Origin of the sequence: Streptomyces sp. HP-A2021 (genome assembly GCF_022807935.1) — a bacterium.
GTDB classification, from domain to species: domain Bacteria; phylum Actinomycetota; class Actinomycetes; order Streptomycetales; family Streptomycetaceae; genus Streptomyces; species Streptomyces afghaniensis.
Genome location: NZ_CP094344.1, coordinates 349,970 through 367,184, shown reverse-complemented (window position 1 = coordinate 367,184; position 17,215 = coordinate 349,970). Strand labels below are relative to the sequence as shown.

20 protein-coding genes are annotated in these 17,215 nt (G+C 72.2%); 9 read left to right on the top strand and 11 right to left on the bottom strand.

What is annotated here, in order from left to right:
* Positions 1–29: 29 nt before the first annotated feature.
* Positions 30–383 (bottom strand): VOC family protein, encoded by a 354-nt coding sequence (locus MQE23_RS01775; RefSeq protein ID WP_086565345.1) that lies wholly within the window; start codon positions 381–383, stop codon positions 30–32.
* A 61-nt stretch (positions 384–444) separates the two neighbouring features.
* Here MQE23_RS01775 and MQE23_RS01770 point away from each other — a divergent pair, with 61 nt between their 5' ends.
* A complete protein-coding gene (locus tag MQE23_RS01770) occupies positions 445–1,326 on the top strand; it encodes a universal stress protein (RefSeq protein WP_243377958.1) in 882 nt (293 codons plus the stop codon).
* A 13-nt stretch (positions 1,327–1,339) separates the two neighbouring features.
* On the opposite strand, the gene MQE23_RS01765 is transcribed toward MQE23_RS01770, so the two are convergent.
* The 3 genes from MQE23_RS01765 to MQE23_RS01755 all read right to left on the bottom strand — a co-directional run bounded on the left by MQE23_RS01765 (position 1,340) and on the right by MQE23_RS01755 (position 4,099).
* Entirely contained in the window at positions 1,340–2,572 is a 1,233-nt protein-coding gene (locus MQE23_RS01765; RefSeq protein ID WP_243377957.1) for a DUF4032 domain-containing protein, read from the bottom strand.
* A gap of 41 nt (positions 2,573–2,613) precedes the next feature.
* Entirely contained in the window at positions 2,614–3,360 is a 747-nt protein-coding gene (locus MQE23_RS01760; protein ID WP_020275499.1) for an MBL fold metallo-hydrolase, read from the bottom strand.
* A 115-nt stretch (positions 3,361–3,475) separates the two neighbouring features.
* Positions 3,476–4,099: an alpha-ketoglutarate-dependent dioxygenase AlkB gene (locus MQE23_RS01755; protein ID WP_243377956.1), complete on the bottom strand. Its 624-nt coding sequence runs from the start codon at positions 4,097–4,099 to the stop codon at positions 3,476–3,478.
* A 110-nt stretch (positions 4,100–4,209) separates the two neighbouring features.
* Here MQE23_RS01755 and MQE23_RS01750 point away from each other — a divergent pair, with 110 nt between their 5' ends.
* Positions 4,210–4,848, top strand: a complete 639-nt coding sequence (locus MQE23_RS01750) for a TetR/AcrR family transcriptional regulator (protein WP_020275501.1) — start codon at positions 4,210–4,212, stop codon at positions 4,846–4,848.
* A 16-nt stretch (positions 4,849–4,864) separates the two neighbouring features.
* Positions 4,865–6,538 carry an FAD-binding dehydrogenase gene (locus MQE23_RS01745; RefSeq protein ID WP_243377955.1) on the top strand — a complete coding sequence of 558 codons (1,674 nt, stop codon included), beginning with the start codon at positions 4,865–4,867 and terminating at the stop codon, positions 6,536–6,538.
* A 23-nt stretch (positions 6,539–6,561) separates the two neighbouring features.
* Here the strand turns inward: MQE23_RS01745 and MQE23_RS01740 are convergent, their stop codons facing one another.
* Positions 6,562–6,912, bottom strand: a complete 351-nt coding sequence (locus MQE23_RS01740) for a DUF488 family protein (protein WP_037666090.1) — start codon at positions 6,910–6,912, stop codon at positions 6,562–6,564.
* Positions 6,913–7,062: 150 nt separating this feature from the next.
* Between MQE23_RS01740 and MQE23_RS01735 the strand changes: the two genes are divergently transcribed.
* The gene (locus MQE23_RS01735; RefSeq protein ID WP_020269227.1) at positions 7,063–7,506 is read left to right on the top strand and encodes a DUF6098 family protein; all 444 of its coding nucleotides are present in this window, start codon (positions 7,063–7,065) and stop codon (positions 7,504–7,506) included.
* 29 nt (positions 7,507–7,535) lie between these two features.
* Here the strand turns inward: MQE23_RS01735 and MQE23_RS01730 are convergent, their stop codons facing one another.
* Together MQE23_RS01730 and MQE23_RS01725 are read right to left on the bottom strand one after the other, a co-directional pair.
* Positions 7,536–7,787: a WhiB family transcriptional regulator gene (locus MQE23_RS01730; protein ID WP_020282223.1), complete on the bottom strand. Its 252-nt coding sequence runs from the start codon at positions 7,785–7,787 to the stop codon at positions 7,536–7,538.
* A 103-nt stretch (positions 7,788–7,890) separates the two neighbouring features.
* A complete protein-coding gene (locus MQE23_RS01725) occupies positions 7,891–9,108 on the bottom strand; it encodes a saccharopine dehydrogenase C-terminal domain-containing protein (protein WP_243377954.1) in 1,218 nt (405 codons plus the stop codon).
* A gap of 112 nt (positions 9,109–9,220) precedes the next feature.
* Between MQE23_RS01725 and MQE23_RS01720 the strand changes: the two genes are divergently transcribed.
* Positions 9,221–9,931, top strand: coding sequence for a TetR/AcrR family transcriptional regulator (locus MQE23_RS01720; RefSeq protein WP_020269785.1), 711 nt, complete (start codon positions 9,221–9,223; stop codon positions 9,929–9,931).
* A gap of 4 nt (positions 9,932–9,935) precedes the next feature.
* Here MQE23_RS01720 and MQE23_RS01715 read toward each other — a convergent pair whose 3' ends face one another.
* Positions 9,936–10,835: a LysR family transcriptional regulator ArgP gene (locus tag MQE23_RS01715; RefSeq protein ID WP_243382436.1), complete on the bottom strand. Its 900-nt coding sequence runs from the start codon at positions 10,833–10,835 to the stop codon at positions 9,936–9,938.
* A gap of 69 nt (positions 10,836–10,904) precedes the next feature.
* Here MQE23_RS01715 and MQE23_RS01710 point away from each other — a divergent pair, with 69 nt between their 5' ends.
* Both MQE23_RS01710 and MQE23_RS01705 read left to right on the top strand, forming a co-directional pair.
* A complete protein-coding gene (locus MQE23_RS01710) occupies positions 10,905–11,522 on the top strand; it encodes a LysE family transporter (protein ID WP_243377953.1) in 618 nt (205 codons plus the stop codon).
* 83 nt (positions 11,523–11,605) lie between these two features.
* Positions 11,606–12,898 carry an MFS transporter gene (locus MQE23_RS01705; RefSeq protein ID WP_243377952.1) on the top strand — a complete coding sequence of 431 codons (1,293 nt, stop codon included), beginning with the start codon at positions 11,606–11,608 and terminating at the stop codon, positions 12,896–12,898.
* Between the two features lie 4 nt (positions 12,899–12,902).
* Here MQE23_RS01705 and MQE23_RS01700 read toward each other — a convergent pair whose 3' ends face one another.
* The 3 genes from MQE23_RS01700 to MQE23_RS01690 form a co-directional block, all read right to left on the bottom strand.
* On the bottom strand, positions 12,903–13,358 hold the full coding sequence (locus MQE23_RS01700) for a cyclic nucleotide-binding domain-containing protein (RefSeq protein WP_243377951.1): 456 nt from the start codon (positions 13,356–13,358) through the stop codon (positions 12,903–12,905).
* A gap of 231 nt (positions 13,359–13,589) precedes the next feature.
* Positions 13,590–15,098 (bottom strand): ornithine decarboxylase, encoded by a 1,509-nt coding sequence (locus MQE23_RS01695; RefSeq protein WP_243377950.1) that lies wholly within the window; start codon positions 15,096–15,098, stop codon positions 13,590–13,592.
* Between the two features lie 69 nt (positions 15,099–15,167).
* Positions 15,168–15,389: a hypothetical protein gene (locus tag MQE23_RS01690; RefSeq protein ID WP_020269778.1), complete on the bottom strand. Its 222-nt coding sequence runs from the start codon at positions 15,387–15,389 to the stop codon at positions 15,168–15,170.
* Between the two features lie 305 nt (positions 15,390–15,694).
* Here MQE23_RS01690 and MQE23_RS01685 point away from each other — a divergent pair, with 305 nt between their 5' ends.
* Entirely contained in the window at positions 15,695–16,129 is a 435-nt protein-coding gene (locus tag MQE23_RS01685; protein ID WP_020269777.1) for an ATP-binding protein, read from the top strand.
* Positions 16,130–16,336: 207 nt separating this feature from the next.
* Positions 16,337–17,191 carry a SigB/SigF/SigG family RNA polymerase sigma factor gene (locus MQE23_RS01680; protein WP_020269776.1) on the top strand — a complete coding sequence of 285 codons (855 nt, stop codon included), beginning with the start codon at positions 16,337–16,339 and terminating at the stop codon, positions 17,189–17,191.
* The last annotated feature ends 24 nt before the right edge of the window (positions 17,192–17,215 follow it).

The window sequence follows — 17,215 nt, the reverse complement described above, 5'->3', positions numbered from 1 at the left end:
GATCGCCGCGGCGCGCTCCGATACGGAGATCAGCTCCGGCGGGCCGCCAGCACGCAGAACTCGTTGCCCTCCGGGTCGGCGAGCGTCACCCAGCTCTGCTCGCCCTGCCCGACATCGGCGTGCCGCGCGCCGAGCGCCAGCAGACGTGCCACCTCGGCCTCCTGGTCGTCGGGCCGGAAGTCGAGGTGCAGGCGGTTCTTGACGGTCTTGCTCTCCGGCACCGTCGTGAAGAGCAACCCCGGCAGCCGGTCCGGAGCGGGCCGGATCTCGAACTCGTCGGGTGCGTCGTTCACCACCGTCCAGCCCAGCGCCTCGGCCCACCAGCGGCCCAGGGCCTCGGGATCCGCCGAGTCCACCATCACCTGTTCCCACTCCAAGGTCATGCGGGAAGGGTAGTGAAGACTGATCAGTGTCGCAGTGACATTTTCACGAGGAGGCAGCCGGATGACACGCCCGATCACCGCAGGGATCGACGGATCGCAGGAGAGCCTCGCGGCCCTCGCCTGGGCGGCCCGTGAGGCGGTGCGGCGCGACCGGCCGCTCCGGGTGGTGCACGCCTGGCGGTTCCAGCCGCACGAGGGGCTCGAAGCGGGGATCACCGGCGACGCGGACAGTCAGGCGCAGTGGGTGCACACCGCGGTGACCGAGGCCGTCGGGACCGTCACCGAACGGCACCCTGACCTGGAGGTGACCACCGACGTGGTGGAGGGCCCGGTCGTCGACACCCTGGCCGCCGCCGCTGCCGGTGCCGAGGTGCTGGTGCTCGGCTCGCGTGGGCACGGGCCGATCGTCGGCTTCCTGCTCGGCTCGGTCGGCCAGCAGGTCATCGCCGAGGCCACCCGGCCCGTCGTGCTCGTCCGCGCCGGTGAGCAGCCCTCGGCCGAGGCCGCCGGGCGGGAGATCGTCGTGGGCCAGCAGGGCGAGCCGGAGGACAGCGCCGACGCGCTGCGATTCGCGTTCGAGACGGCGGCCGCGCGCGGGGCGACCGTCCGGGTCGTACGGGCCTGGACCCTGCCGCCCGTCTTCGCCTACAGCCCCGGCTCGCTGAAGCTCCTCGACGAGGCCGGGGGACTGGAGCCGTACGAGAAGAGGGCCCTGGCCGCCGCCATGCGGCCGTGGCGGGAGCGTTTCCCCGACGTGCCGGTGGAGGAGCACGTGGAGATGGGCAGCGCCGGCCAGGTGCTGCTGTCGGTGGCCGGGACGGCCCAGCTGATGGTCGTCGGGCGGCGGGCCCACCGTACGGCCGTCGGTGCCCGCATCGGCTCGGTGGCGCACGGGGTGCTGCACCACGCGGATTGCCCGGTCGCCGTGGTCCCGCACGCGTGAGTGCGGGTGCGGCTCATTCCGCCGTCGGCTGGAGCGTCTTGCGGGCCTTGGGGAGGATGTTCCTGATGTAGTCCTCGACCGCCGTGTCGATGCCGATGTCGTGCTGGGCCCGCTCGGACAGGTACCAGCGGTGTTCGAGGAGCTGGTGGTAGATCTCCGCCGGGTCCATGGAACCGCGCAGTTCGGGCGGTACCGCCCGCACGGTCGGCCGGAACACCTCCCGCACCCAGCGGTGGGCCAGCACCTCCGGGCGGGCCCCCAGGGGGTCGCCCGGAGCGTAGTCGTCCTGGGTCGCCATCCAGCTCTCCAGGTCGTTCAGCAGCCGCCGGGCCTGGTTCTCCTCGGCATCGAGGCCGGTCAGACGCAGCAGCTGCCGCTGGTGGTGGCCCGCGTCGACGACCTTGGGCACGAAGGTGACCGTGTCGCCGTTCGAGGCGTGCTCGATCTGCATCTCGGCGACGTCGAAGCCGAGGTCGTTCAGGCGGCGGATCCGGCGTTCTATGTAGTGGTGCTTGCCGGCCGGGTAGACGGAGGTGCGGGTCAGCTCGTCCCACAGGCCGCGGTAGCGGGCGCAGATCTCCATGCCGAACTCGACCGGGTCCACCGACGGGTGCAGCGCCCCGGACGCCTCCAGGTCCAGCAGCTCCCCGCTGATGTTCACGCGGGCGAGGTCCAGGTCGTACTCGCGCTGCCCGGAGCTGAGCTGCGGATGCAGGTCACCGGTCTCGGCGTCCACCAGATACGCGGCGTAGGCGCCCGCGTCGCGCCGGAAGAGGGTGTTGGACAGCGAGCAGTCGCCCCAGGCGAAGCCGGCCAGGTGCAGCCGCACCAGCAGCACGGCGAGCGCGTCCATCAGCCGGTGCATGGTGGCTGGGCGCATGGTCGTCTCGAACATCGAGCGGTACGGCATCGAACCGCCCAGGTGCCGGGTGATCAGCACGCTCTCCAGCGGGGCGCCGTCCGCGTCGGTGCGGCCGGTGACCACGGCCAGCGGGTCCACCGCCGGGATGCCGATCCGGTCCAGGTCGCGCAGCAGCCCGTACTCGCGCTGCGCGGGCCGCTCGGCCAGCTCCTTGACGGCGATCACCTCGTCGCCGGCCCGGGAGTAGCGCACCACGTGCCGGGAGATGCCGCGCGGCAGCGGCACGAGGTACTCCTCCGGCCACTCCTCCAGGGGCAGGTCCCACGGCAGTTCCAGCAGAAGCGCGGGATGCTCCGGGTTGGTCGCGCTGATCTGAAGTGCCATGCGCCGGGTGTCCTTGTCTCGCCGCTGATCGTCACCTCAGATTAGAGGGCGCGCTCCCGGGCCCGGTGGGCGGCGTCCCGCAACGGGCCGCGGTGGACCGGGCCGTGCCCGGGCAGCAGCAGCTCGCCCTCCAGCTCCGCGAGGACGTCCAGGGAGGCCACGGCGCGCGGGCGCTCGTGGTGGAACATGTCCGGCAGCAGCTGCGGTCCCTCGACCCGCGAGGTCGCGTGCCCGCTGACCAGGGCGTCGCCGGAGATCAGCACACCGGTGCCGGGCACGTGGTAGGCGCAGTGCCCGTCGGTGTGGCCCGGCGTGTGCACCGGCACGGGCCGCCCGGGCAGGTCCAGGGGGCCCGTCGCCGGGAACGGCTCCGGGGCCGTGACCGGGTTGTGCATCGTGCCGCCGGAGCGCAGCGCGTGCACGGCCCACGGCAGCACCCCGGGGCGCCAGCCGTTCCTCAGCACTGTCCCGAGGGACACCTGGTGCAGGAACTCCCGGCGTGCGTGCGGCACCTCGGCCTCGTGGAGGTACACGGGCGTGCCGTACGTGGCGCGCAGGAACTCGGCGGAGCCCAGGTGGTCGTTGTGCGCGTGCGTGATCAGCACGGCCGCGATCGCCCCGGGGGAGCTGCCCACCTCCGCGAGCGAGGCGAGGAGCCGCTCCCGGTCGCCGGGATAGCCGGTGTCGACCAGTGTGACGGCGTCCCCCTCCGCGAGGATCACCCAGTTGGTGTGGGAGCCGTGCACCAGGTAGGTGCCGTCGGCGACTTGGTGTACGTCTGCCCGCATGATCGCCCCGCGTTCCGGTGTGGTCCCAGCTCGACGAGAGAAGGAAAGCAGACCCCACCACAGGTGGAATCGCCGGGTCCGCCCCAACGGGCCCGCTTCGACGGGGCGTTCGGGATCAGTGCACGCCGTGCGGGCGGAACTGGATACTGATGCGCGGCTCCGTGACGCGCGTGCTCTTGGGCACGGAATGCTCCCAGGTGCGCTGGCAGGAGCCGCCCATCACGATCAGGTCGCCGTGGCCCAGCGGTCGGCGCACGGTGTCGCGGCCGCCCCGCATGGGGCGCAGCAGCAGGTCCCGGGGCGCTCCGACCGACAGGATCGCGACCATCGTGTCCTCGCGCGCCCCGCGCCCGATCCGGTCGCCGTGCCAGGCCACGCTGTCCCGGCCGTCGCGGTAGTAGCACAGCCCGGCCGTGGTGAACGGCTCGCCCAGTTCCTCGCCGTAGTGGGCGCTCAGCGCGTCGCGCGCCTCGGTCAGGACCGGGTGCGGCAGCGGGTCCCCGTCGCCGTAGAAGGCGAGCAGCCGGGGGACGTCGACGACCTGGTCGTACATCGTGCGCCGCTCGGCCCGCCACGGCACCTCGGCGGCCAGTTGTTCGAACAGTGCGTCGGAACCTCTGAGCCACCCGGGCAGGACGTCGAGCCAGGCGCCGAAACCGAGGTGGGTGCGGCTGATCCCGTCGAGAGGCCCGAGCCGCAGCTCGTCGGTCTGGTCGAAGAGGGAGCCCTGGAGGTGCATGGGCCCACAGTACCTCTTAATCGAAAATGTGTTCCATCGATTTCCTGGCCTGCCGGACCTTTCGATACATCGATGTATCGAATACAGTCCTGTATCGAAAGGGGGCGGGCATGGCCGTGGAGGGAACGACCGGGCGGGTGACCAGGCGCCGTGTCCGCACCCGCGCCAACCTCCTGGATGCGGCGTTCTCCGTGTTCGCGGCCAAGGGCTTCGGGCACGTCTCGATCGAGGAGGTCTGCGAGGCCGCCGGCTACAGCAGGGGCGCCTTCTACTCCAACTTCTCCAGCCTCGACGAGCTGTTCTTCGCCCTCTACCAGGAGCGGGCCGACCTGATCGCGGAACAGGTGTCCGGGGCGCTCGCCCTCGACGGGCCCGGGCTCGACGTGCCGGCCGCCGTGGACCGCGTCACCGACGTGCTGCTCCTCGACCGGGACTGGCTCCTGGTGAAGACGGACTTCCTGGTGCACGCGGCCCGCGACCCGGACGTGGCGCACAGCCTGCTGGAGCACCGGGCGCGGCTGCGGCAGGCGATCGCCGACCGGCTCGCCCGCGCCCGCGGGCACACCGCCCTGCCCGCCGTGCTGGGCGACACGGACGGCGCCGCCCACGCCGTCGTCGCGGCCTACGACGGCGTCACCACACAGCTGCTGCTGGACCGGGACACCGAACACGCCCGCGCCTGGCTGAAGCAACTGCTCACGGCCCTGCTGACCGACGGCAGCGGCACCCCCGACCACAGGCAGAACTGAAGAAGGGAACGTCGCCATGGACGCCGACGTCATCGTCGTCGGAGCGGGCCTCGCAGGCCTGGTCGCCGCCCACGAACTGACCAGCAGGGGCAGGAGGGTCGCCCTCGTCGACCAGGAGAACGCCGCCAACCTCGGGGGACAGGCCTTCTGGTCCTTCGGCGGGCTGTTCCTCGTCGACTCGCCGGAGCAGCGGCGCCTGGGCATCAAGGACTCCTTCGACCTCGCCTGGAGCGACTGGCGGGGCAGCGCGGGCTTCGACCGGCTGGACGACGAGGACTCCTGGGCCGTGCGCTGGGCGCGCGCCTACGTCGAGTTCGCCGCGGGGGAGAAGCGGTCCTGGCTGAACGGGCACGGCATCACGTTCCTGCCCACCGTCGGCTGGGCCGAGCGCGGCGACCTCACGGCCCACGGTCACGGCAACACCGTGCCCCGCTTCCACATCGCGTGGGGCACCGGCACCGGTGTGGTGGAACCTTTCGTCCGCTACGCCAAGCAGGCCGCCCGCGACGGACTGCTCACCTTCCACCACCGTCACCGCGTCGACGAACTCGTCGTCGAGGACGGCAGCGCCCGCGGCGTGCGCGGCACGGTCCTGGCCGAGGACACCTCACCCCGCGGTGTCGCCTCCAGCCGAGACGCCATCGGCGAGTTCGAACTCACCGCCCAGGCCGTGGTCGTCACCAGCGGCGGCATCGGCGCCAACCACGACATAGTCCGCCGCTACTGGCCCGAGCGCCTCGGCACCCCGCCGAAGGAGATGGTCACCGGCGTACCGGCCTACGTCGACGGACGGATGCTCGACATCAGCGCCGAGGCGGGCGTACGTCTGGTCAACCGGGACCGCATGTGGCACTACACCGAGGGTCTGCAGAACTGGGACCCGATCTGGCCCGGCCACGGCATCCGCATCCTGCCCGGACCGTCCTCGATGTGGTTCGACGCCCTCGGCCGCCGCCTGCCCGGGCCGTACCTGCCCGGCTACGACACCCTCGGCACCCTGAAGCACCTGCGGACCACCGAGGACATCGCCGGGTACGACCACTCCTGGTTCATCCTCACGCAGAAGATCATCGAGAAGGAGTTCGCGCTGTCGGGCTCCGAGCAGAACCCCGACATCACCGCCAAGGACCGCGCCGGGTTCCTGAAGGAACGCATCCTCGGCAAGGGCGCGCCGGGACCGGTCGACGCGTTCCTGCGCAAGGGCGCCGACTTCGTGACCGCGCCCAGTGTCGAACAGCTCGTCGAGAAGATGAACGAGCTCACCGACAAGCCGCTGCTCGACGCGGCCGGGATCCGCCGCCAGATCGAGGCCCGCGACCTGCAGATCGCCAACCCCTACGCCAAGGACGCCCAGGTGCAGGGCATCCGCAACGCCCGCCGCTACATCGGTGACCGCCTCGGCCGGGTCGCCACCCCGCACCGCATCCTCGACCCGGCGGCCGGCCCCCTCATCGGCGTCAAGCTGCACATCCTCACCCGCAAGACGCTCGGCGGCATCCAGACCGACCTCGACTCGCGCGCCCTCGGCACCGACGGCAAGCCGGTGGAGGGGCTGTACGCGGCCGGCGAGGTCGCCGGATTCGGCGGCGGCGGTGTCCACGGCTACAACGCGCTGGAGGGCACCTTCCTCGGCGGCTGCCTCTTCTCAGGGCGGGCGGCGGGCCGGGCGGCGGCGAAGCAGACCGCCTGACCGTACCCGGACGGCCCGCCTCCTCAAGCCTGCACGAGGCGGGCCAGCACCGTGGCGTGGCTCTGTTCCGGCGTCTTCGACGCGGTCAGCAGCGTCACGTCGCCCTTGCGGACCAGGTCACGGACGTGGCCGAGGGCCTCGGCCGCCTCGCCGGCGGCGAGCTCCGCCTCGTAGCGCCCGGCGAATTCCTCGTACGAGCCCTCGCCCGCGTGGTACCAGCGGCGCAGTTCCGTCGACGGGGTGATCGTCTTGGGCCACTCGTCCACCCGGGCCGCGTCCTTCGCCAGGCCCCGCGGCCAGAGCCGGTCGACCAGGACGCGCACCCCGTCCTCCGGCTCGGGCGGATCGTAGACGCGGCGTACACGGACACTCATGCTCAGCCCCTTCAGCTTCCGCGGCGGACGGGTGTCCGGCGAGCGTAACCCCGGCCGGGGGCCGGCGCCCGACCGTGCCGCAGGACCGATTCCGCTCGCGCCGAGCGGGTACTCCGTCCGCCTGACGGCGTCGAGGGAGGAGGTCACGTCATGAGTGGATCGGACGACCTGCCGGTCGTGCGCACACTCGCCGAGCTCACCGAGCTGGTCGAACGGCACCAGGGCCTGTACGTCCGCTGGTCACGCGGCCCCGCGACCGATCTCCGCGACGTGTCCAGCACCGACGATCTGACGGGCGTGTCCATGCCGGGCCTGTCCGCCAACCCGCTCGACGTCGAGGACTGGTGGGAGGACCGGCCCGTCCGGGTGTGGGTGGCCCGCCGCCTGCACGACTACGCCCATCTGCCGCACGAGAAGGGGCCCGGTGTGCGGGCCTGGGTGCTCGCTGGCAAGGAGACCTCTCGCGGACCCGACAACGAACCGCTGGTCACCGACGCCCGGCCGATGTGCTGGATCGATCAGCAGGTGATCGACGAGGCGAAGGCGGAGGTGTCCCGGCAGGAGAACCCCTGGGGGCCGCTGCGCCGCAGCTGAATCCCCCAGGGGCGGTGGCGGGAGGGCCCTCAGCCGGAGCGGCGTCGGGCCGCCGCGCGCCGCTTCAGCGCCCGGCGTTCGGTCTCGCTGGTCCCGCCCCACACGCCGATGGACTGCCCTGTGTCCAGCGCCCACTGCAGGCACGGCTCCTGGACGGGGCAGCGCCGGCACACCGCCTTGGCCTGCTCCGTCTGCATCAGGGCCGGGCCGGAGGTGCCGATCGGGAAGAAGAGCTCGGGGTCCTCGTGCCGGCAGGCAGCGTGGTCTCGCCAGTTGTCCATCGAAAGTCACCTGCGATCGCAGTAGAAACGTGCCCGTTCGGATGATTGCTCCTTTTCGGGTCACCTGTCGACGCCCGGTGAAACAGCGCCGCCCCGGAACCGCTCACTGCTCGCGCATCCCCCAGGGCGAGCCGTAGGCCGTCAGCAGGTCCAGGAACGGTCGGGCCGGGAAGGCCTCCGGGCCGAGCACGCCCGCGCCGGACCAGGCGCCCGAGGCGAGGAGTTCGAGCGCGACGACGGGGTTGACGGCGGTCTGCCACACCACGGCCTGGCAGCCGTACTCCGCCATGGACCACTGGTTGTCGACCACGTGGTACAGGTACACCTCGCGCGGCTTCCCGTCCCGCACGCCGCGCACCCAGGTGCCCGCACATGTCTTGCCATGCATCCGCTCGCCGAGCGTCGCCGGGTCGGGCAGGCACGCGGCGACCACGTCCCGGGGCGAGACCGCCACCGGACCGTCCGGCCCCGGCACGGTCACCGGCTCGGTGCGGTCCAGGCCCAGCAGGTGCAGCGTCTTCAGCGTCTCGACGAACTCGCGGCCCAGGCCGTACTTGAACGTGACGCGGCGCGTGTCCACCCAGCGCGGCACGAGCAGCACCTCCTCGTGCTCCACGTTCACGCACTCGACTTCCCCGATGCCCTCGGGGAAGTCGAAGACCTCGGCCTCGCTGAAGGGTTCCGTGGTGAACCAGCCCCGGCCGGCCTCGTAGACGACCGGCGGGTTGAGACACTCCTCGATGGTGGTCCAGATGCTGAACGAGGGCGCGAAGCCGTAACCGTCGACGGTCAGGTTCGCGCCGTCGCGGATGCCGATCTCCTCGATCTCGTCGAAGAGTTCGTCTGCGGCGTACCGCGCGAAGACATCCGACAGGCCCGGCTCCACGCCCATGCCGACGAGCGCCAGCACGCCCTCCTTCTCCCAGCCGGCCGCCTGCGCGAACTGCTCGTCGCCGAGCTTGACCCCGCACTCCTCGTACGGCCGTTCGGCGTGCGGCCGGGACAGTGACATCGCCATGTCGACATACGCGGCGCCCGCGGCGCGGGCCGCGCGGAACAGCGGCATCACGAAGCGTGGATCGGTGGCGTTGAGCAGGACGTCGCAGCGGTGCCGCGCCAGCAGGCGGGCCACCGCCGGCTCGTCGCCCGCGTCCACCTGCGCGGCGGTGAACCGCGCGTCGCCGCCCAGCTCCGCGACCGCCGCCTCGGACCGGCCGGGGTCGTGGTCGGCCACCACCATCGCGTCGAAGAACGGCCGCCGGGCAGCGATCCGGGTGATCGCGCCGCCCACGCCTCCGGCACCCACGAGCAGTACACGCATGACAGAAACTCCCCTTTTGCGAAGAACGTGGCGCGCCCTCGGAGGAGATACAACGCCGCCCCGTGTCTTAAGGTCAATGGCGTTGGCATAAGGCCGGTGGAGGGAGCCCGTCGTGCCGAAGCCCGTGGTGCCCGAGGAGAGACGCCGCCGGCGCAGGCCCACCAAGAGCGGCACCGTGCTGTCCGAACGGCTGATCGTCGAGACGGCGCTGCGCATGCTGCGCGAACACGGCAGCGCGGGGCTGACCGCCCGCAGGCTCGGTCTGGCCCTGGACGCCGACCCGAGCACGCTCTACCGGTACTTCCGGGGCATGGACGAGCTGACGCTCGCCATCGGCGACGCGCTGATCGGGCAGGCGCTCGGCGGCTGGGCACCGACGGGGGAGTGGCGGGCGGACCTGCGGGCCGTCGGGCTGCGCATCCATGCCGCGTACGTCGAGCATCCGCAGGCAGCGGTGCTCACCGCGAGCCGCGTCTCCGGCCGCGCCCATGAACTCGCGGCCGACGAGGCCGTCCTGGACATCCTGCGCACGGCGGGCTTCCCGGTGCCGGACGCGGTGCGCGTCTACCACGCCTTCGTCGACACCACACTGGCCTTCGCCGCGCTGGACGCCGCCTCGCTGGCCCTGCCCAGCGCCTCGCTGCGGGCGGACGAGGAGATGTGGCGCTCGACCTACGCCCGTCTGCCCGCCACCACCCACCCCCGCATCGCGGAGGCGGCACCCCTGCTCGCCACCCGCATGCTCACCAGCGCCTATCCGACGGCACTGGACATGTTGCTGGACAGCGCGGCGGCCCAACTGGACGGCGTCCTGGGGGAGTAGGGCGTCACGCCCGCAGCGCCTCCCCGGCGGTGGCCGTCACCGTCTCGGCCACCTGCGCCAGCGCGGGCGAGTCGAGCTTCCACTGCTGCCAGTACAACGGCACGTCCACCGGCCGCTCCGGGGCCAGCCCGACCAGCCTCCCGGTGCGCAGCAGCGGGTCCGCCTGGGCCTCGGGCACCAGACCCCAGCCCAGTCCGGCGGCGACGGCCTCGACGAAACCCTCCGAGGTCGGCACGTAGTGCCGCAGCGCGCTCGCGCTGCTCCGCCCCCGGGTGAGCCGGCGCACGAAGCCGTCCTGGAAGTCGTCACGCCGGTCGAACGCCACCACGGGCAGGTCGGGGAGCACCTGTTCCAGCGGCCCGCCGAGGTGGCGCGCGGCGAAGCCGGGCGCGGCCACGGGCAGGTAGCGCATCCGCCCCAGCGACCGCACCGAACAGCCCGGCACTGGGTCCGGCGACGAGGTCACCGCGGCCATCACCACCCCCTCCCGCAGCAGTGCCGCCGTGTGGTCCTCGTCCTCGCGGCGCAGTTCGAAGTAGAGCCGCAGCTCCTCCGGCACCCGCATGAGCACCCGGAGGAACCAGGTGGCCAGCGAGTCCGCGTTCACCGCCACCGACACCCGGGTCGGCTCACCGGTCCCGCTCAGCCCGAGCTCCGCGTACGCGTCGCGCTCCAGCCGCGCCACCTGCCGGGCCAGCCGCACCAGCACCTCACCCGACTCCGTCGGCCGCACCGGCTTGGTCCGCAGCAGCAGCACCCGCCCCGTGCGCTGCTCCAGCGCCTTCACGCGCTGACTGATCGCCGACGGCGTCACATGCAGCGCGGCCGCCGCCGCGTCGAACGTCCCCTCGTCCACGACCGCGAGCAGGGTCCGCACCTGGTCCAGCGGAAGATCCGTCATCATCACGCCTGCTAATGATACGTAAGAATCTTTAGCTGGACCCGGATCGGGACCGTCCGTAGCGTCGACGCCATGACCAGCACCTTCACCGCCGGCGCCGCGGGTTTCGGCACCGGACTGTCCCTCATCGTCGCCATCGGCGCCCAGAACGCCTTCGTCCTGCGTCAGGGGATCCGCCGTGACGCCGTCCTCGCCGTCGTCGGCATCTGCGCCCTGTCCGACGCCGCCCTCATCGCGCTCGGGGTCGGCGGGGTCGGCGCGGTGGTGGTGGCGTGGCCGGGCGCACTGACGGCGATCGGCTGGATCGGCGGCGCGTTCCTGCTGTGCTACGGCGCCCTGGCCGCCCGGCGGGTGCTCCGGCCGGACGGCGGCGCGCTGAAGACGGAGGGGGAGGCGGCCGGATCGATGCGCCGGGCGGTCCTCACCTGCCTGGCGATGACCTGGCTCAATCCGCACGTCTACCTCGACACCGTCTTCCTGCTCGGCTCCGTCGCTGCCGACCACGGCCCGCTGCGCTGGACGTTCGGCTTCGGCGCCGTGCTGGCCAGTCTGTGCTGGTTCGCCGCCCTCGGCTTCGGTGCCCGCATGCTCGGCCGTTTCCTCGCCAAGCCCGCCGCCTGGCGGGTCCTGGACGGCCTGGTCGCCGCCACCATGATCGTGCTCGGTGCCGTGCTCATCGCCGGCAGCTGAGACCTCGGCTCTCCGGCGCCGGACGGCTGCTGCCATAGTGATCCCCGCCCCGGTAGGTGTAGCGAGCATCCAGGAAGCGGCGAGTGGACACGAGCGAGAGCACGGCAAAAGAGCGGGATCCGGCGCCGGAGACCTCGCGGCGGCGCGGCTGGCGGCGCTGGGCCATGGACACCCGCCCCCTGCGCCGCCCCGCCTACCGGCGCCTGTGGAGCTCGACCATCGTCACGGCCGTCGGCAGCCAGCTCACCGCCGTCGCCGTGCCGAAGCAGATCTACGACATCACCGGCTCCTCGGCCTGGGTCGGCGCCGCGAGCCTGGCCGGTCTGGTGCCGCTGATCGTGTTCGCGCTGTGGGGCGGGGCGATCGCCGACAGCATGGACCGGCGCAAGCTGCTGCTGATCACCAACAGCGGCATCGCCGTCACCTCGCTGCTGTTCTGGCTCCAGGCCTTCACCGGCCTGGAGTCGGTGGCCGCGCTCATGGTGCTCCTCGCGGTGCAGCAGGCCTTCTGGGGCCTGAACGCACCGGCCCGCAACGCCTCCATAGCCCGCCTCGTCCCCGAGGACGAACTGCCGGCCGCGAACGCCCTCGGCTCGACCGTGATGCAGACCGGCCAGGTGGCGGGCCCGCTGCTCGCCGGTGCCCTCATCCCCGTCATCGGACTGCCGGAGCTGTACCTCATCGACGCCGTCGCCCTGTGCGTGACGGTGTGGGCGGTGTACCGGCTGCCGTCGCTGCCGCCCCTGGCCGGAACGGCGGCGCGCCGCGCGGGCGTGAAGGAGATCGCCGCCGGTTTCCGCTACATCTCCGGGCACACCGTGCTGCTGCTGTCGTTCCTCGCCGACATCATCGCCATGGTCCTCGGCATGCCCCGGGCCCTGTTCCCGCAACTCGCCGCGCAGACCTACGCGCCGTACGGCGAAGGCGTCGCGCTGGGCCTGCTGTTCGCGGCCATCCCCATCGGCGCCGTGCTCGGCGGGCTCTTCTCCGGCACCTTCTCCCGGGCCCGCCGGCACGGCTGGATGGTCATCGGGGCGGTCGTCGTCTGGGGTGCGGCCATCACGGGCTTCGGGCTGAGCAGCAACCTGTGGGTGGGGGTGGCGTTCCTGGCCGTGGCCGGGGTGGCCGACATGGTGTCGATGGTCTTCCGCGGGGCGATCCTGCTGTCCGCCGCGACCGACGAGATGCGCGGGCGCATGCAGGGCGTCTTCACCGTCGTCGTGGCGGGCGGCCCGCGCCTGGCCGACGTGCTGCACGGCACCGCGGGCTCCGCCTTCGGCCCCCGGACCGCCGTCGCGGGCGGCGGGCTGCTGGTCGTCGCCGTGATGCTGGTCCTGGCCGCCGCCGTACCGGCGCTGCGGCGCTACCGCGTCTGACGCCTTACAGGGCGCCCCGCCGGTGCAGCGTGTACTGCTCCATCAGCTTGCCCCGGGTCATCTCCAGCCGGTGCGCGAGCACCTCGGCGACGTTGCGCACCAGCACCAGCCCGAGCTGCGGATCCTCCTCGCACAGCCGCAGCACGGCCGCCGCGTCGAACTCGTAGGCCCGTACGGGACTGAACGCCACCGCGCCGAAGTCCCAGGTGTACGGCGGGAACAGCCAGGACCATCCGAGCATGTCGCCCGCGCCGAGGCTGGCGACGGTCGCCCGCTGGAGGGAGTTCACCTGCTGGTCCAGGGAGACCGCGCCGGAGCGGATGACCCAGAAACGGTCGGCCGTGCCGCCCGCCTCGAAGATCCGGGCGTCCTCGGGGAAGGACACCTCCCGGGCGAGCGTCATCAGGCGCTGCCGCTGGGGCGGGGGCAGGGCGGTCAGGAGTTTGATCGCTTTGGTCATGACGCGGAGCTCCTCGCCGGGCGGTCGACTTCCGGTGCTTTCCCTACGCCCATTTCAGCCGCTGCCGGGGCCTCGGGCACCTCGGCGTGCCCAACTTTTCCGGGGCATGAAAAAGCCCTGGCTGGACGGGGGAGACCAGCCAGGGCCGTAAGCGGTGGTGCGGAGGACGGTGGGTCGACTCCGGCACCACGTATGCATGAACCGTAAACCATCTATGGGGCGTGCGCGCACTCAGGACCGGGTCGCGTGACCCGTTTCACTTCCCTCCGCGTTTCCGGCGAGTACCCGGACCGTCTCCAGCTCCGGATCCGTGGGGTCGGGCAGGTGCATCCCCGCGGCCAGGCCGGTCCGCAGGTACGCCAGCACCGGCTCGGTGAGGCGCTCGCCGGGCAGGACGGCCGGGATGCCCGGGGGATACGGCGTGATCATCTCCGCCGCGACCCGTCCGGCCGCCCGCGCCACCGGCACGTCCTCGGCCGGGCCGAAGAACGCGTCCCGGGGCAGCACCGCCTGTTCCATCCGCAGCTCCGCCGGTGACGGCACCTCCACCCGCGGCGCCCGGGGCAGATCCCGTGCGACCCGCGCGAGGTCCCGCAGCGCCTCCAGCAACTGCCCGGTGGTCTCCCGGTCGTCGCCGTGGGTGATCTGCGCCCCGATGCGGCGGTGGTCCACCAGATGCGCGTCGATCTGCCGGTGCTCGCGCAGCCAGTCCGCCGCCTGGAAGCCGGTGATCCCCAGCCCGGCGAGGTCGATGACGCCGGGCAGCGGGTCGAGGTCGTCGGACAGGCCCGGGCCGCAGAAGTCGTCGCGGTCGTTGACGTGCAGCCCGTCGATCTCCTCGATGGCGGACCGGACCTCGCCCGCCAGATCCAGCGCGCCGCCCATCAGCTCCTCGCCGTGCAGCGCCATCTGCCGGCGCCAGCCGTCCAGACCCGCGAAGATCAGCACCGACGGGCTGGTGGTGCCCAGCAGGTCCGCGCGCATCCCCAGCAGCGCCGGCGGGACCAGACCGCCCTGGAGATGGAAGACCGAGCCCTGCTCCAGGCCGCTGCCCATCTTGTGGATGCTGGTCACGCAGATGTCCGCGCCCGCGTCCATCGCCCAGGACGGCAGGCCGGGGTGGAACGGCAGGTGCGCGCCCCATGCCTCGTCCACGATCAGCGGCCGCGAGCGCCGGTGGCACACCTCGGCGACCGCCCGCAGATCGGCGCAGCCGCCGTACGGCGTGGGGCTCGTGACCAGCGCACCGCGCGCGTCCGGGTGGGCCTCGAAGGCCCGTTCGAAGTCGTCGGCGGACGGGGGATGGGCCAGGTGCCGCTCGGCGTCCCACCGCGGCTCGACCCAGACGGGCTCGATACCGGAGATGATCAGCCCCGCCACCACCGACTTGTGGGCGTCACGCCCGATCAGCAGCTTCTCGTGCGGCCCGGCGACCGACAGCATCGCGGCCTTCACCGACAGGGAACTGCCGCAGGTGCTGAAGAACGTGTGCTCGGCGTGCACCGCGTCGGCCATCAGCTCCTGGGCGCGTTGCAGCACCCGCCCCCGGGTGAGCCGGTCGTCCAGACCGCCCGAGGCCAGCACATCGCCGTGGAAGACCGCGTCACCGAGGACCTCCCGGACCGCCGGGTCGGCGCCGCGGGCCTGCTTGTGCCCGGGCGGGGTGAAGGAAAGGTGCCCCTTGCGGCGGTACTCGTCCAGGGCTTCCAGGACCGGTGCTCTGGTGTGGTCGGCTGTCATGCGCACCGGGTTCCCGGCAGGTGCCGGCACAATCCGCCCGTGCCCGGCAGCGGGCAGCGGACCTCCTGGTCAGCCCTCCGCGGTGTGTTTGCCCGGGGTCAGGATCTCGTCCAGCACCGTCAGTACCGCCTCGTAGGACATCTGCCGCACGGTCGCGTCCCGGGCCGCCTGCGGGTCGGTCGGGCCCAGTTCCTCGCTCCTGGTCCGCCAGGACCGCTCCTCGCGCACCGCGCAGGCCCTCGCGCGCTGGATGCGCCGCAGCAGTTCGTCGGAATCCACCACATCGGTCATGCACCCCGCGTACCCCGGCGACGCGTGGTGATGGCAACGATTCACGGCCGTCCCGGATCTCCCGGATCGCCCAGGGGTCTTTTCGGGTTCTTTTTGCGGCAGTGGTGCGGACCGAGGTTTGCAGGTGCGGGGAGAGGTCAGCCGAACTATGGAGGCCCGCGGCGCTCGCGCGATGCGCCCCGAAACCGCGGGCGGTGGAAGGAAACACCGAACAGCGGGTCCGTGAGCCCGAGGTGTGCCCGGGCGGACGGCCACGGTACGGGATCCGGACCCGGGTCATGTCTGACCGAGCAGGGAGCTGAAGGATGTGCGAGGAGCACATGATCGAATCAAAATTCGAGCCGCCCGGTGCGCGCCGGGCCCGGCCGTGCAAACCCGCCGAGGCACGCCGGGCCGTGGAGCGCGCCGTGGCCGAACGCTGCCGCACGACCCATACGCCGTGTGACGCGGACGCCCTGTCCGACGCGCTGCTCGTAGCCTCGGAGCTGACGACCAACGCGATCCTGCACGGCGGCGGAGTCACCGACTTCCAGGTCGACGTCGACGGGCCCGGTGTGCGGCTCTCGGTGAGCGACCGCAGCGACGAACTGCCGGTGACCGCGCCGCCCGCCGATCCGCACGGACGGCTGCGGCACGGCGGCCACGGCTGGCCCATCGTCTGCCGGCTCTCCCGTGACGTCCGCGTGTCCGACCTGCCCGCCGGCGGCAAGTGCATCACCGCCGTCGTCCCCCTGGCCTGAGCGCCCGAATGCCGGTTCACTCCAGATTGCACAGCAAAGTGGAGTTTGTTCCACCGGCGTCAGGGCAGACGCAATCTCGTGCTTCGGACCGGAGGCGCGCCAGCGGGAGCGGTGTGTATGACTGCCCCGGAGGCCCTCCAGGCGATCCGGGCAGCGACCGTCCCGCGGTAAGTCCCTGAAACCATCGTTGTTCAGGAGCGAATCCGCATGCTCATCGATACGCCCACCAACCGTCCCGGCACGCCCGAAACGACGACCACCGCCACCCGGCGGCGGCACGACGACGCTCCGGACACCGCGGCCCTCTTCGCCCGGCTGGCCGAGCTCGAGGAAGGGCCCGAGCGGGAAGCCGTCCGCGACGAACTCGTCACGCTGTGGCTGCCCATGGCCCACCGCATCGCCGGCCGCTTCCGCGACCGCGGAGAGTCGATCGAGGACCTCCGGCAGGTGGCCGCCCTGGGCCTCGTCAAGGCCATCGACCGGTTCGACCCGAGCCGGGGAGCCTTCGAGAGCTACGCCGTGCCCACCATCACCGGTGAGGTCAAGCGGCACTTCCGGGACCGCATGTGGGCCCTGCGGGTCCCCCGCCGCGTGCAGGAACTGCGCAACAAGGTGCGGGTGGCACGCCGTGAACTCACCCAGAACCCGGGCAGCCCCGAGCCCTCCGTGGCGGACATCGCCGCCCACACCGGCCTGACCGAGGAAGAGGTCAGCGCCGGGCTCGAAGCGCTGGAGAGCTTCAGCACCCTGTCGCTGGACGCCGAACTCTCGGCCGACGACGACGGCTACAGCCTCGCGGACACCCTCGGCGCGGCGGACTCGTCCTACGACGTCGTCGTCGACCGCGAGTCCGCCAAGGAAGGCCTGCGCCGCCTGCCGGAACGCGAGCGGGCCATCCTCTACATGCGGTTCTTCGAGGACATGACGCAGAGCCGCATCGCCGACCACCTGGGCATCTCCCAGATGCACGTCTCCCGCCTCATCAGCCGCAGCTGCGCCCGGGTGCGCGACGAGGTCCTGGGGCAGCGGACGGGCAACCGCGGCACCTCCACGACGGCCTGACCACTCGACCCCCCGAGGACTGAT